Origin of the sequence: Glaciecola siphonariae, assembly GCF_042652645.1 — a bacterium.
Lineage (GTDB): Bacteria > Pseudomonadota > Gammaproteobacteria > Enterobacterales > Alteromonadaceae > Glaciecola > Glaciecola siphonariae.
The window spans coordinates 1,893,993-1,908,955 of record NZ_JBHSGU010000002.1 but is presented as its reverse complement, the minus strand read 5'-3'; the positions used below and the strand labels follow the sequence as shown (position 1 = coordinate 1,908,955).

Annotated in this window: 13 protein-coding genes; 8 read left to right on the top strand and 5 right to left on the bottom strand. The window is 45.3% G+C overall.

Going from position 1 to position 14,963, the window contains the following annotated elements; genetic code table 11:
• Nucleotides 1-247 precede the first annotated feature (247 nt).
• Both ACFO4O_RS09730 and ACFO4O_RS09725 read left to right on the top strand, forming a co-directional pair.
• Entirely contained in the window at nt 248-616 is a 369-nt protein-coding gene (locus ACFO4O_RS09730) for a hypothetical protein (protein ID WP_382407848.1), read from the top strand.
• A 195-nt stretch (nt 617-811) separates the two neighbouring features.
• Nucleotides 812-1,381: a DUF3016 domain-containing protein gene (locus ACFO4O_RS09725; RefSeq protein WP_382407847.1), complete on the top strand. Its 570-nt coding sequence runs from the start codon at nt 812-814 to the stop codon at nt 1,379-1,381.
• 67 nt (nt 1,382-1,448) lie between these two features.
• Here ACFO4O_RS09725 and ACFO4O_RS09720 read toward each other — a convergent pair whose 3' ends face one another.
• Nucleotides 1,449-2,378, bottom strand: coding sequence for a GGDEF domain-containing protein (locus tag ACFO4O_RS09720; protein WP_382407845.1), 930 nt, complete (start codon nt 2,376-2,378; stop codon nt 1,449-1,451).
• A gap of 621 nt (nt 2,379-2,999) precedes the next feature.
• On the opposite strand from ACFO4O_RS09720, the gene ACFO4O_RS09715 reads away from it, so the two are divergent.
• Complete coding sequence (locus ACFO4O_RS09715) at nt 3,000-3,152, top strand: hypothetical protein (RefSeq protein ID WP_382407843.1); 153 nt, start codon at nt 3,000-3,002, stop codon at nt 3,150-3,152.
• Between the two features lie 182 nt (nt 3,153-3,334).
• Entirely contained in the window at nt 3,335-3,856 is a 522-nt protein-coding gene (locus tag ACFO4O_RS09710) for a GNAT family N-acetyltransferase (protein ID WP_382407841.1), read from the top strand.
• 12 nt (nt 3,857-3,868) lie between these two features.
• On the opposite strand, the gene ACFO4O_RS09705 is transcribed toward ACFO4O_RS09710, so the two are convergent.
• Both ACFO4O_RS09705 and ACFO4O_RS09700 read right to left on the bottom strand, forming a co-directional pair.
• On the bottom strand, nt 3,869-4,786 hold the full coding sequence (locus tag ACFO4O_RS09705; protein ID WP_382407840.1) for a M14 family metallopeptidase: 918 nt from the start codon (nt 4,784-4,786) through the stop codon (nt 3,869-3,871).
• 122 nt (nt 4,787-4,908) lie between these two features.
• Nucleotides 4,909-5,376 (bottom strand): Lrp/AsnC family transcriptional regulator, encoded by a 468-nt coding sequence (locus ACFO4O_RS09700; protein WP_382407838.1) that lies wholly within the window; start codon nt 5,374-5,376, stop codon nt 4,909-4,911.
• Nucleotides 5,377-5,494: 118 nt separating this feature from the next.
• On the opposite strand from ACFO4O_RS09700, the gene ACFO4O_RS09695 reads away from it, so the two are divergent.
• Nucleotides 5,495-6,790, top strand: a complete 1,296-nt coding sequence (locus ACFO4O_RS09695) for a methionine gamma-lyase (protein ID WP_382407836.1) — start codon at nt 5,495-5,497, stop codon at nt 6,788-6,790.
• On the opposite strand, the gene ACFO4O_RS09690 is transcribed toward ACFO4O_RS09695, so the two are convergent.
• Together ACFO4O_RS09690 and ACFO4O_RS09685 are read right to left on the bottom strand one after the other, a co-directional pair.
• The gene (locus tag ACFO4O_RS09690) at nt 6,729-8,489 is read right to left on the bottom strand and encodes an acyl-CoA dehydrogenase family protein (protein WP_382407834.1); all 1,761 of its coding nucleotides are present in this window, start codon (nt 8,487-8,489) and stop codon (nt 6,729-6,731) included. The genes ACFO4O_RS09695 and ACFO4O_RS09690 overlap by 62 nt on opposite strands.
• Nucleotides 8,490-8,599: 110 nt before the next feature.
• A complete protein-coding gene (locus tag ACFO4O_RS09685) occupies nt 8,600-9,199 on the bottom strand; it encodes a hypothetical protein (RefSeq protein WP_382407832.1) in 600 nt (199 codons plus the stop codon).
• Between the two features lie 118 nt (nt 9,200-9,317).
• On the opposite strand from ACFO4O_RS09685, the gene ACFO4O_RS09680 reads away from it, so the two are divergent.
• The 3 genes from ACFO4O_RS09680 to ACFO4O_RS09670 all read left to right on the top strand — a co-directional run bounded on the left by ACFO4O_RS09680 (nt 9,318) and on the right by ACFO4O_RS09670 (nt 14,788).
• Nucleotides 9,318-10,376 (top strand): efflux RND transporter periplasmic adaptor subunit, encoded by a 1,059-nt coding sequence (locus ACFO4O_RS09680; RefSeq protein WP_382407830.1) that lies wholly within the window; start codon nt 9,318-9,320, stop codon nt 10,374-10,376.
• Nucleotides 10,377-10,385: 9 nt separating this feature from the next.
• Nucleotides 10,386-13,499 carry an efflux RND transporter permease subunit gene (locus ACFO4O_RS09675; RefSeq protein ID WP_382407828.1) on the top strand — a complete coding sequence of 1,038 codons (3,114 nt, stop codon included), beginning with the start codon at nt 10,386-10,388 and terminating at the stop codon, nt 13,497-13,499.
• A 305-nt stretch (nt 13,500-13,804) separates the two neighbouring features.
• On the top strand, nt 13,805-14,788 hold the full coding sequence (locus ACFO4O_RS09670) for a bifunctional helix-turn-helix transcriptional regulator/GNAT family N-acetyltransferase (protein ID WP_382407826.1): 984 nt from the start codon (nt 13,805-13,807) through the stop codon (nt 14,786-14,788).
• Nucleotides 14,789-14,963: the final 175 nt, after the last annotated feature.

Below are 14,963 nucleotides of genomic sequence, written 5' to 3'. Positions count from 1 at the left end.
AAAGAACTGATATCGGATTATTATACGCCTGATGACTTTAGATTTGTTAACTGAGATCAATAAATTCGCCATGCATCTGTCAACACGATGGTTTTTAAAGCAGGACTTGAAACAACTTATTTTTGTTTGCATGACGAAGGCGCTCAATTTTGGTGAGTAAAATTTATAATCAGGTATGGCTAAATGGGCGTTTTAATCTTGTATACTAGGTTATGATACACATGAGATGATTGCGGAGACTTTGTAGGTGAATATTTGGCGTTGGATAGCGGGAGTGTTGGGTGTTTTGCTCATTATTGTCGCCCTTCGTATGACGTATGTGCAGACCTTTGTTGGCGGTGCAGGAGAAACATTCAGTGGTTGGGTGGACATCCTCATGGGCGCGCCAGAGCGTGCGCGCTTAGTGAAGTTGCAGAATGCGTTTTTGCGTAACAACATGTCGCTTAAGCCTCATCAGACCGACTATGTGTATGAGGTGACGTCCTCTATCGATAAGGTCCGCTTATTCTATAGCCGCTATTGTCTAGCGGATGATAAAAATCCCTATTTATTCGGCAATAATCTGATGAAGTTTTGCTCAGACATCAATCAAACCGGTGTATTGGACCCTTTGTAAATCTCTGTTTTAGCTGTCTTAATGCGATACATTTTTGGCGCGATGAACTTTTTATCAATATCAAAGTCTCAAAAGTGCGCAAAATAGACTATATTTAGCACAGGTATAACCGACCATAAGCTGTGCCATGGCTGGCTTAATATGTATGGTAATTAGGGTATACGGACATAGATAAAAATAGAGAGTTTAACGACCATGAGAATCCAGTCTGCCTATAAAAGCATGTGTTTAAGTGCACTGACCCTTTGTTTGGGCCTCAGTTGCTATGCAACTGCGTCAGAATCAATGCCGCAAAATGATGCCGATAGCCGTTTGAAGATAGAATTTGTTGAGCCCAAAAGCTTCACAGATATTCGCCCGTCTAACCAGTCGAGAGCAAAATTTAGAGAGCATGTGCTAAAGACCATGCAAGATTACTTTGATGAACTTGCTCAGACGCTTCCCGAAGGACAAGTATTAGCGGTAACGGTTGAAGATATCGATTTAGCCGGTGATACACGCAGTCCGCGCGTACCAATTGGGTCAACTATGTTTGACGTGCGCGTGATGGAAGACATTTATTTTCCGCGCATTAAGTTTAGCTTTGTCCTGACCGATGCTAATGGTGAGCAGTTGCAGGCCGACCAAGTTAATCTTAAAGATATGAGCTATTTAAATCGCGCAGGGCGAATTCGAAACAATACCGACGCCTTTCCCTACGAAAAAAACATGCTAGAGAAATGGTTTAAAGACACTTTTAAGCAAAGCGACGAACAAGCTAGTTAAGCTACTACCATCAGGACGCTAAGTCAGTGTCTTGATTGAATGATATCAAAAAAGCAGCCATAGAGCCTTACGCTCTAATGGCTGCTTTTTTATGCGTACGAGCAGGGTGGCGATACACCGAGTATTGGTGTTTCCCTTTGTTTTTTGACGCGAACGCCGCTTTGTCTGCATACCCGATAAGCGCCTTGTAATTGATATCGTTTTTTAAGTCACTTTCAGTAAACGCCGCGATGCCAATGGCGGTAGCAATCGACAGTCGATGCCCATTTATACTTTGTTTGACGGATAGATCGCGAAGGATCTTTTTTGCTTTTTTAACAGCGTCAATCTCGTAGGACTTTGGCAACAGTAGCCCAAATTCGTCGCCACCAAGCCGGCCGAAAGTATCAGAGTCTCGTACATTCTCTTGGACAATTTCAACAAAGGTTTTTAGATATTCATCACCGGTGTTGTGCCCATATTTGTCATTTATCTCTTTGAATTTATCTAAGTCAAAATACATAAATGCAAGCGGTTCGTTTTGCCTGCGCGCAGCGGCAATGGTTTGTTTGGTTCTGTCGCCAAACAAATATCTATTGGTAGCACCCGTTAGGCTGTCAAAATGTGCTAAGCGTTTCAGCCTCACGTCTTTACGGAAATCTCTGCGCAGCGTACCAAGCAAATATTTGAGTATATCTGGCGTTACGGCGTGCGTAGGGAATGCGTCGATAGTAAAATTTCGATAGCCGCTCACATCAAAACTGTCAAACGAATCGGTAAGAATTAAGATAGGACAAGGCAGGTCTTTTGCCGAATAGTATTTGGACAATTGCCTGCGCAGTGCGGGGAATTGTTCTTGGGTCACCACGATGAAAGCGGAAGAAAAGCTAGCATCTTCTACTTCGAGTTCGTAGCCTCTTTCATGGCAGAGAACGGAATCTATTTGGCTGCTCATTTTTAGCGCACTGGTCAGCCATTCACGTTCTTTTTTATTCTCATTGATCAAAAAAATTTTCATTACGTCGCTCGGCTTATTATTCAACTGAGGTCAATCCTTCGACGTACTTTTATTATAATTATTGTATTGCTGCTTTATTATACGACCGCGAGTTCTAGTAAACGTGCTACTTTCAGCCCAAATAGTACAAAAAATAATCAAATAAAGCAATAAACCTAATGAACCAAACATGAGAAACTCTACGCCGTTATAGAGTGAAGCAGGATCTTAATTCTTTATGAACTTACAGGGCCTTTGTTTGCAGGGGGGACTTTGCTTGAAAAACGCTGTAATCCCATCCATGGGCGCTCAACGAAATCATCCATGATTTCGATGTTTTCAAGCAAAGTCCCCCCTGCAAATCATGCCATTTCAAACCTTCTTATCACTAAAAAGCCTCCTGCAAGTCAAAGCCCCTTGAAGTTAAAGGAGGGTAAACAAAGCCATCTGAAACCTTCTTATTACTAAAAAGCCCTCTACACATCTCCTTTGAGTCAAAGAGAGGTAATTAGAGCCCCTGCAATTCAGTGTAAGGTTCAAACGCAAATGCATTTCAATGAAAGCCTAAATGAAAAGGTCATTGTTAAATTGCCAAAATGGTTTAGAGTTTAAAGCTACACTTCAATTTTGAGGGATTTGATCATGGACGAATTAGGGTTTGTATTTGGCATAATCGGTATGTCGATGGGCATTTCAGCTTTTGTTTTTGCAACGGTAACGATGAAAAAGCTGAGCAATCTTGAAAGCAAACTCAAAGCGCTTAAGGTCTTAAGCTCTGATTTTAAGGCGAGCTAATTCCTCATTCTGCCTTAGTGGCGCGATGGGCAAATAATTGTTTAGCTGGCTTTTACACTTAGCCTATATATTTAAGCCTCATAAGCAAGCTTTGTAACTGGACCCAATTACCGGACAAGTTTACTTAGCAAAATTTCTCGACAAACTACTAAATAAAATCACCGAACAATCGGAGTCTCACAATGACCTCTCTTCACTTTGTAACAACGTTGGTAGATTATGCCAATTCTCGCCACGCTACCGACTTGATTTACATGCTGCAGGCCTACGCGAAAGACCCTATGGGAGGCGGGCAAGCGGTGCCGGTATCGGTAACTGAGCGTTTAATACATGAAATGTCGACGCGCTCCTATGTGTTTTCCATATTGGTGTATGCGCACAAAGATGCAGCTGAAATAAGCACAGCCGACTTGGTACCTGTTGCGTTTGCTAATTGTATTGAGAGCTTTTCGACCTTCAAAGGGCGAGCGGTTATCAACGTACATGATTTTGCTGTGTTGCCGGCTTTTAGAGGAAGGGACTTGAGCAAAACCTTGATGGATGCTATTGAGCTCGAGGCAGAAAAACGCAATGCATGTAAAATTACTTTAGAGGTATTGGAAGGAAATATCCCTGCGCAGCAAGCTTATATCAAATGCGGGTTTAAGGCTTATGAACTCGACCCAGAGATGGGTCGAGCCTTGTTTTGGGAAAAACCGCTTTAAAGCATGTTCTGTTTAGACCTGAGTACTTAAAATATAGTCAAGACCACCACAAATAGCGGCAACTTGGGCGCGATTACATTGCTGTGGATTGGCTTTTGGACTATCGGGATACACCTCAGTAGTGGTCACATATTCGGCATCGGTAAAGCCGCCGCATAAATGCAGGCTGCGCTTGTCATACAGAATCACGCCATCGCTGACCATATCGCTACCAATCAGTTTACCGTGCTTGTCGGGCGGTGCAATATGGGTAACGCCCTGTACGCTTTTTATAATCGCTTTTTGAAAATCTAGCTTGGCCCGTCCGCTATCGCCAACTGTATAAAACCCATCAGGTATTTCCCATTTATCTTGCACAATCCCGTCTCGAGCCGCTAACGCTGGTCTAAATTCTGAGTTGTCGGTGTCGGTTGTTTCATGTAGGTCAAAATGCGCTAATAAACGACTTTGATAAGGTTTAACAAATGCCATAATTGCATTTGCTTCGTCAGATGGACCGTTATCAAAAAAGGAGCGATTTGGGTCTACCGCCTTTGGGTTCCATCGATTTATAGTTTCATAGCCCCACGGACTTACGCAGGGTGCCACTATAAAATTAAAGTGGTCGGTGTAGCGGTCTATGGCATCTTGCATAAACAAAATTGCACCTTGAACACCGCTGGTTTCGTAGCCGTGTACGCCGCCGGTAATCAACACGCTTGGAAGACTCGGCTTAAACTTTGGTGTACACAGCGCAAAAAGTGGATAGCGCTGAGTATTGTAGTTAAGTGCGCCATAATGATGCAGGTCTAATTTGTGATTTAGCTTATAAAGTTTTTCAAGCACTTCTGTTCGATACGAACGCGAGCAAGACTGCTGTTTACGCCATATCGCTTTTTCGTCTTGCGTCCATGGTTTACCGGGAGTGCCGATAGGATAATGAGTGTGCATATTTTTTGGCTCTTTATATGTTAGATGCGAATATAATAACCTCAGCTCTGGGCGCTTTTTATATCCAGAGCCGAGCTTATGATACTGTTAGCTGAGCTTAATCGATTAGTTAACGCTTTACTTTACAATGTTGAGTCTACCATAGGAAGCACATGGGAGCGTTTAACAACACCATAAGCGAAACTGGTATCGATTGACGCAATATTGCCAATTTCATGCAGTTGGTGGCGCACAAAGTGCTCGTAATCGTGCAGGTCTTTTACCATCACTTTCAGTAAATAATCTGAGCGCCCGGTCATTACATAACACTCTAAAACTCGCTGGGCATCTTTTATCGCCTTTTCAAATTTACTCACTACATCGGCGCTATGACGCTCAAGCTGAACGCGCACAAAAACGATGATCGGCAGACCATAGGCCTCATGGTCGACCTCTACATTGTAGCCTTTGATTAAACCTGATTGTTCAAGCTGTTTTACGCGTCTTAAACAAGGACTTGGTGATAAATTTACACGTTCTGCGAGCTCTTGATTAGTGATTCGGCCATTGCGCTGCAGCTCGCGAAGAATATTTCGGTCAATTTTATCCATTGATAGCTTATTTATAGCATTTAATGCTAATTAATATAGTATCTGTGGCATATATTGCAAGTTAATTTCATAAATTTGGTAGTAAGCTAGTGGCGTGTTTATATTTCAAGAGAAGCTTATGTCTGAGCAATCTAATAATACAGGCTTTGCTACCAACGCAATTCATTTTGCTTATGACGCCCAGCAAGAGCAGGGCGCGCTTAATCCTCCGCTACACCTTAGCTCAACCTACACTTTTGAGAGTGCCGAACATGGCGCCGACTTGTTTGCTGGCAATGCTCAAGGACACTTTTACAGCCGTATATCAAATCCTACTCTCGATATTTTAGAAAAGCGTATTGCTTGTTTGGAAGGGGCTCAATCAGGATTGAGCTTTGCGTCAGGGATGGGAGCGATAAGCGCTACCATGTGGACATTGTTACAATCTGGTGACGAAGTGCTTGCAGATATCACCTTATACGGATGCACTTATGCCTTCATGCAGCATGGCTTAAGTAAATTTGGCGTGAGCGTAAAGTTTGTTGATATGACCGATACAGATGCCCTCGCCAGCGCAATCACGCCGCGCACTAAACTCGTCTATTTTGAGACGCCGGCTAATCCGAATATGCGTATTGTTGACATACAAACTGTATGCAGCCTAGCGCGTGACGCCGGTGCAATCAGCATTGTTGATAACACCTATGCAACACCGTACCTTACGCAGCCGATAGCCCTCGGCGCAGATCTGGTGATTCATTCTGCCACCAAATATTTAGGCGGGCATGGTGACTTAGTTGCAGGTTTACTAGTGGGCAGCACTGACTTGGTTAATCAGGTACGCGTTGAAGGTTTAAAGGATATGACCGGCGCGTGCATGTCACCATTTACCGCGATGCTCATTATGCGCGGTCTGAAAACGCTTGAGCTAAGAATGCAGCGTCACAGTCAATCGGCGCAAACAGTGGCACAATATTTAACAGACCATAGCGCGGTAAAACATGTCTATTATCCCGGCTTGGTTGAGCATCCACAGCATGAGTTGGCGAAAAAACAAATGCGATTATTTGGCGGAATGATTGCCTTTGAACTTAACGGCGGCTTAGAGAGTGGGAAGGCCTTGATGAATGAGCTGAAAATGATTCAACGTGCCGTGTCACTAGGAGACGCAGAAAGCCTAATTCAGCATCCTGCAAGTATGACGCATGCAGCCTACACGCCTGAACAGCGGGCGGCGCATGGCATCAGCGATACTCTAGTTCGCTTTTCCGTGGGACTTGAGTCGGTAGCTGATATATTAAACGATTTTGATCAAGCCTTTAGCGCCTGCCATGAGCCGAGCACAGGCTCACTCATGGCAAAAGATAAAGCTGTTATACGTAATCAAACTCTTGATCAGCTACGTTCAGTACGTCATCTGACCGACTGTGTATAACTTGCTTGTGCAAATCTTTTCTAGGTAATAATCGCTTAATGTAGAACGCACATGTGTTTTGTTTTCCTTTGGCAATTAACTCATTGCCGGATGCCTGTGCGCTGCTCGCCATATCCAGCCAAAGGATGCCTAAAATGATGTAAGCACTGTAGTGCAAGTAATCGGTGGCGGCGGCAGCAATATCATTTGGCTCACGACCTAAAAGCGCAGTTGAGCTTTGTTCAAACTCCTTAAGTAAGTCAGTCGCTTGCTGGCGCTTTTCGGCATCGGTCATTTGCTTAATGCGTTCGGCCAACATTGCCACCGTTTTGCCCAACATTTTACCGCCGTCGCGCGTAAGTTTACGACCAATCAAATCGGCCGCTTGAATGCCGTTAGTGCCCTCGTAAAGCTGGGCGATACGTGTGTCTCGCACCAGTTGCTCCATCCCCCACTCGCGCACGTAGCCATGTCCGCCATATACTTGAATGCCAAGGTTAGTCACCTCTGTGGCTATATCGGTCATAAAGCCTTTGCAAATAGGCGTTAAGAAGGCAATCACCTGCTCGGCATCATGCTTGCGCTCATCATTAGTGTATTTCTCAATATCCATCTGCTGGGCGTAGAGTAAAGAGAGTGCTCGACAGCCTTCGGTAAAGGCTTTTTGTGTGAGCAGCATTTTGCGTACGTCGGGCTGATGCATCAGCGAATCGGCTTTGGCCTCGGGCTGTTTTGGACCTGTGGGTGAGCGTGATTGTAAGCGCTCTCTAGCGTACGACACAGCACCTTGGAATGATGCCTCACATGTTCCTAATCCTTGTAAACCCACCTGAAAACGAGCGTCGTTCATCATAGTGAACATGCAGGCCAAGCCTTTATTTTCTTCGCCAACCAAATAGCCTTTTGCGCCGTCGTAATTCATCACGCAGGTCGGACTGGCTTTAATTCCCATTTTCTTTTCAATACTGCCGACGCTTAGTTTGTTTGCTTCACCCGGTTGACCGCTATCATCCACCAAAAATTTGGGTACTAAAAATAAACTTATGCCTTTAACACCAGCGGGCGCGTCTGGTAAGCGTGCTAACACCAAATGAATGATGTTGTCTGTCCAATCATGGTCACCGCCAGTGATAAATATTTTGTTACCAGTAATTAGGTACGAGCCGTCACTTTGGGGCTGAGCTTTAGTGTTTAAAAGTGCCAAATCAGTGCCGGCATGCGGTTCGGTTAGGTTCATCGTGCCGGTCCACTCGCCGCTGATTAACTTGGCTAAGTAGGTCTGCTTAAGTGTATCGGTTGCGTGTTTATCAACTGCGAGCACCGCGCTTTCCGTTAGCATCGTGGTTAATCGCCAGCTTAAATTGGCTGAATTTAGCATTTCGTGCACCGGCACCGCCGCAGAATATGGCAGGTCTTGTCCGTCAAATTCCGGATTGCCAAGCATTGCATTCCATCCGTTAGCAATATATTCGTGGTAGGCCTGGGCAAAGCCATCGGGCGTTTTGACTTTACCGTCAGTTAGAGTGCAGCCTTGCTCATCGCCTTCTCTATTTAAGGGGGCAACCACTTCTTCGGCAAATTTCGCACCTTGTCCGATGATTTCAAGCACCAGCTCGCTGTCCATGCCTTGTGCATCCACATTTGCATAGTGTTCGTCAATTTTTAACCAGTCTTTAAGCAAGAACTGAAAATCTGCTAATGGGGCATTGTATTGCGGCATTGTAACTCCTGAACAGTACTAAAACATTGTATTGGTATAGTACGTGAAAAGCTCGAAAATGCTCAATCACTTAAATTTATAAGAAGTATTTATCCGGTTGAGGTAGGAATTTACTGGACTTCGCGCGCATTCAGCATGCCGTGATTTACATAGGCGTCACGAACGCCAGTCAAATTGTCGGGGTGATGCCACTGGTCTTGTTCGATGTTAAAAGGGTCAATATAGAGCAATTGTTGTACTTGGCCGTCTGCCCACGGTGGCGCTGCAATACTCACTTCACTGCCGTCAAACCCATTGGCCAAGCTGCAGGCAAAAAGCAGGGTATTGTCTCTTTGTTTAGCAAGCTGTGCACCCACTTCGACGTTAAAGCCCGTCTCCAACCACATGGCTCGGTGGGCCTGACATTGGGAGCTCATTGACTCAATTTCTGATGAGGCGGCACCAGCAACATTATTGTGTTCAAAAAACGAAAGATTATTTGATGAAGCAAGGTCATATTTACCGGAAGCGCGTTCAATTACAAGCAACTTTGATTGCAAGCGAACGACACAGGCTCCCGTTGCGTTTTTTGAAGGCGAAACTTTAGTTATTGCGTTACTCATCGCTTCGCTTTGGGCTTTAGGAGAGATCCGGCATGCCGGCGCATCGAAAGATGCGTCTGAGCACGCAAAAATAAACAGCCCAAAAAGTGAAATAATGCACAGTTTCAATCGTTATATCCTATAATACGTGTTGTTACGTAAATTTAATTCGCTAGCTGATCTATACAGCATTTTTATGCTTATTGTTTTGTGCCCACCTTGAGTATCAGCAGCCGTCAGGAGAAATATGTCAAAGTTTATAAAAATCTCGCCACTCTTAGTTGGCGTTGTTGCCTTAGTTGCCTTTTTAATCTATATCAATTTGCCAGAACAAGCACAAGGCCAAGGTGGGCCGCGCGGTTCAGGGCAAACGCCGGTGGTTGTGAGCCTTGCGAGCAAGCAGGCCTTTCCGGTTATTGTAGAGGCACTCGGTACAGCAGTTGCCAACGAGTCGGTAAATATTACCGCACAGCAAGCCGAAACGATAGAAACGATTGCCTTTGACGATGGCGATATTGTTGAGGCGCAACAAATACTAGTAGAGCTAAATAACCGCGCTGAAGAAGCCCGCGTTAGTGAGCTTGAAATTAACGTGGCTGAAGCAAAACGCCAGCTCAGCCGAATCAAAAACCTAGCTAACCAGAGCGCAGCGTCTGAGCAATTGCTCGACGAACAAGAGGCCCGCGTAAAAGCGTTAAGCGCTCAGCGAGACGTTGCTCAAGCCGATTTAGAAGAGCTGATCATACGCGCACCGTTTAGCGGCCGCTTGGGCACTCGTATGGTCAGCGTTGGCAGTTTGGTCAGGCCTGGTGATTTAATTACCACCTTAGATGACCTAAGCGTAGTTAAAGTCGATTTCAGTATTTCTGAGGTGCATTTAGCGAGTGTTAAAAATGGCCAAACCATATATGCAAGTTCTGTCGCCTATCCCGGCGAGCAGTTTGTAGGCAAAATCACAAATATCGATTCTCGTATCGACCCGGTTACGCGCTCTATTCAGGTACGCGCCCAACTGCCTAATCAAGACATGAAAATGCGCCCTGGTATGCTGCTGCAAATTAATCTTGAAAAACGCGTTTTAGATGCGCTTGTTATACCCGAATCAGCCCTAGTGCCTGAGGGCGACTCGCAGTTTGTCTTTGTTGTAGACGAGCAAGAAAAAGCCATTAAAACTAAGGTGAAGGTAGGTGAACGTAAGCCCGGCTTAGTACAAATCCTTGACGGCTTGGAAGCCGGTCAAAAAGTCATAAGTGAAGGAACATTACGCGTGCGAGATGGCTCTGCTGTCCGCGTTTTAGATTTGTAAGGGGCTGAGATGTTAATTTCTGATTTATCGGTTAAACGTCCTGTATTTGCCAGTGTGGTTAACTTGCTGCTGTTAGTATTTGGCATTGTTGCGATTAGTTTTTTATCGCTTCGTGAGTACCCTGACATTGACCCGCCCATTGTGTCGGTTAACACCAGTTACCCTGGCGCCTCAGCGGAAATCGTAGAGACCCGCATCACGCAACTGATTGAAGACCGTATCAGCGGTATTGAAGGCATTAAAAATATTTCTTCTTCAAGCAGAAATGGCCGCTCGAGTGTCACGATTGAATTTAATTTAAGTCGCGATATAGATGCAGCCTCAAACGACGTTCGCGAGCGTGTTTCTCGCGTGCTCAATGACCTGCCAGATCAAGCGTTTCCGCCCGAAGTCGCAAAATCAAACTCAGATGAAGATGTTGTGGTTTGGTATAACCTGCGCAGCGATAACTTGAGCACGCTTGAGCTCACCGATTACGCAGACCGATTTATTGTCGACCGTTTGTCGATTGCCGACGGTGTTGCTAGGGTAAATTTAGGCGGTGGCCGCAGTTATGCCATGAAAGTATGGCTCGACCGCAATGCGATGGCCGCACGCGGGATTACTGTTAGCGACATTGAGCGAGTCATCCGAGCAGAAAATGTTGAACTGCCTGCCGGCAGAGTCGAATCTGAAACACGGGATTTCGACGTACGAGTGGCCCGTAGTTTTTTGTCGCCAAGCGATTTTGCCAAGCTCACCGTTGCCGCAGGCGCTGACGGGTATTTGGTTAAATTAGGGGAAGTTGCTCAGGTTGAACTAACCGCAGAGGATGACGAGACCGATTTCAGGGGCGATGGTGTTAATATGATTGGCCTTGGGATTGTAAAGCAGTCAAAAGCAAATACGCTTGAGGTAGCGCGCGCCGCGCGTGAGGCCATTGAGAGGATTGAACAAACCCTGCCTGATAATATCTTTATTGTACCAAGCTATGATTCGTCAGTGTTTATTGAGGAGTCGATAAACGAGGTGTACAACACGCTCGCCATTGCAATGATGATGGTCGTTGTAGTGATTTATGTGTTTTTAGGCAACGTCAGAGCCACCTTGATTCCTGCGGTCACCGTGCCTGTCTCCTTAATTGCGGCCTTTATGGTGATGTACGTGTTAGGGTTTTCTATTAATTTGCTGACACTTTTGGCCTTAGTCTTGGCGATTGGTTTAGTGGTTGATGATGCCATTGTTGTGCTTGAAAATATTTATCGGCGCATAGAAATGGGCGAGCCCCCCTTGTTAGCCTCTTTTAGAGGCGCAAGAGAAGTTGGCTTTGCGGTTATTGCCACCACCTTAGTGCTCATTTCAGTGTTTGTACCCCTAGTGTTTTTAGAGGGGAATATTGGGCGCTTGTTTACTGAGTTCGCGCTTGCCATCGCGGCGGCGGTGGCGTTTTCGAGTTTTACCGCGCTAACGCTCTCACCAATGATGGCCTCAAAGCTTTTGAAAAAACGTACCCGCAGTTCGGGCTTTGGTTTGTGGGTAGATAAAAGCTTTAAAACACTCGAGCAAAAGTATTACAACGGACTTGCCACAACAATGAAGCAACCGGTTCTTGTGGCGCTGACCGTATTGGTGAGCATGGCCTTAATTTGGCAGCTGCAGAGCAAAATACCAGAAGAATTTGTGCCGCGTGAGGACAGAGGTAATTTCTTTATTTTGATGCAGGCACAAGAAGGCGCAAGCTATGAAAGTAACGCGAAAAACCTAGAAAAGATAGAGAGTATATTATTGCCCTATCGAGATGCAGGCGAGGTTGTTCGTGTGTTAGTGCGTACGCCAGGTTTTGGCGGGCAGGCAGGTATTGCCATTGTTGGAATGGCCGACTGGGAAACACGCGAGCGTTCAACCTTTGACCTAATGAACGAAGTGAGCGGCAAGCTTTCCGATATTCCCGATGTAAGGGCCTTTGCAATCATGCGCTCCGCTATAGGTGGGCGAGGACTCGGGCGACCGGTTCAGTTTGTCTTGCAGGGTAATACCTATGAGGACTTAGTTGCTTGGCGCGATATTGTGATGGAAAAAGCGCGCGATAATCCTAACTTGCTGCGCATGGACTCTGACTATAAAGAAACATCGCCTCAGCTACTGATTGATATTGATAAAGACAGAGCGGCTGACCTAGGCGTGTCGATTTCTGAAATTGGTCGCACCCTCGAAACGATGTTGGGTCAGAGAAGGGTATCTACCTTTTTAGATCGCGGGCAAGAGTACGATGTGATTATGGAAGGTAATGAAGCAGATTACCGAAGCCCCAATAGCATTGATAATATTTACGTGCGCTCCGATAGAACCGGTCAGCTTATTCCCATGGATAACCTGCTCAATATTCGTGAGCAGGCAACATCCAATACGCTCAATCGCTACAATCGCATGCGTGCTGTTACCATTAGTGCCAACCTCGCTGACGGCTACACGATAGGTGAGGCCTTAGCCTACCTTGAAAATATTGTGGCAACCGAGTTACCAGCCGAGGTGTCTATTGATTATAAAGGCGAATCGCAGCTGTATCAGGAGTCGGGTTCATCATTTATTTTCATCTTTATTCTAGCCTTAGCGGTGACCTATTTGGTGCTGGCCGCCCAGTTTGAAAGTTGGATACACCCCTTGGTGATCATGTTTACGGTGCCTTTGGCATTGGTTGGCGCCTATGTGGGCTTGTACCTGTCTGATATGACGATAAATATTTATTCGCAAATTGGACTGGTTATGCTGATTGGACTGGCGGCGAAAAACGGGATATTGATAGTAGAATTTGCAAATCAGCTTCGCGATGCCGGCATGGAGTTTGAGCAAGCCATTCGGCGCGCTGCCATGCAGCGTCTGCGTCCGATTGTGATGACTGGCTTCACCACCGTGTTTTCTGCTTTACCTCTAGTGTTGGCTTCTGGGCCGGGCGCTGAGTCGCGCATGGTAATAGGCATGGTGATTTTTGCTGGCGTGCTTCTTTCAGCGTTTATGACGCTGTTTATTGTGCCCACAGCCTATGCATATTTGGCAAGAGGTACAGGGTCGCCCGAAAAACGCAGCCGTAAACTAGAAGAACTTGAAGACGAAGTACCCTATGTAAAAGGTGAAAACTCAATTTAAGCGCTTATTCACTTAAAAACGCAATCAACAAATAAAAAGAGAGGCTATAGGCCTCTCTTTTTTGTTTGTTAAGCAGCTGTTGACCATCTTAAATCGATGTTGTATAAATTTACATAAGTACTTATGTAAGTGTTTATATAAGCGCTCATGTAAGCTCCTATATAAGTGCCTTTATAAGTACCCATATAAATAGCTTGTTAAATGTGCATTAAGTTTCTTGATGAAATATACGTTTGAGTGCGCGTTTTAATAGCTGTTTTAACGCTAAGTGTGCTGCAAGTACACACAGTTTGGTGGATGCAAAAATGAACCAAGACGATTTTTTAGATGAACTCGCAGAGCTTGCTTTAGGCAGCCGGTTAAAGCGGATTTCGGATCAGCTTTCAGCCCAAGCGGCTCAGGTATATCAAGTGTTTAACATGCCGCTGAACCCTAAATGGTTTCCTTTACTTGCGCTGCTAGATAAGTATGAGCAGGTGTCGGTAGTCGACGCATCAAAGCGTTTGGGCTTATCGCAGCCGGCACTGAGTCAATTTTGCCAAGAGCTGGCAAGAGCAAAGCTTATTAAGTTCATTAAAGACCCGGAAGATAAGCGCAGACGCTTGGTATCATTAACCAAAAAAGGCAGGTCTACTTTAAGTGATGTGCAGCCTACATGGCGCGCGGTACGCAAAGCTGCAGAGGCTATGTGTACTGAAAGCGGCAACCAGTTTTATCAGTCTCTCATTAACTTTGAGCGAGCGCTTGAGCGCATGAGCTTAGTAGAGCGAACGCTGAGCGTGCACGATAAAATTAATCAGGTGGGCAACATTGAAAACGACCTTGAGTTTTTACCTTTTACGCCAGCCCTAGCCCCGCATTTTGAGTCGATTAACAAAATCTGGATTGAACAAATGTTCCGTTTAGAAGACATTGATAAACGCGTACTAGCAGACCCACAAAAGTACATCATCGATAACGGCGGCTATGTTTTTTTTGCCCGTCACAGGCAGATGGGCGTGGTGGGAACGTGCGCTCTATTACGCAGTGATGCAGGCAGTTTCGAACTAACGAAAATGGGCGTTACCCCAAACTGCCGTGGTTTAAAAGTGGGGGAAAGATTGCTGCAGTATGTCATCGAGCAGGCGCTAAACATACCCGCCTCAAAGCTATACTTGCTCACCAATAGCAAGTGCGAAGCTGCGATTCACCTGTATGAAAAAAATGGATTTTATCACGACGATGAAACCATGCAGCGCTATGGTAAAAATTATGAGCGCTGTAATGTGGCAATGCGATATAAAGCTTAAGTTTTATAGCTTATTGTACGTGTTTAAAGCCGACTGCCGGTAATCTGACACTGGCTACTAATCTGAAACTGTGGGTAAAGGAAGAAAGGCTGCATTTTCAATGCCGCTAGCGTTAGATAAACAGGTAATTGACATTCTGACTATGCGGCACATAATGTGCTTATACTGTACAAAA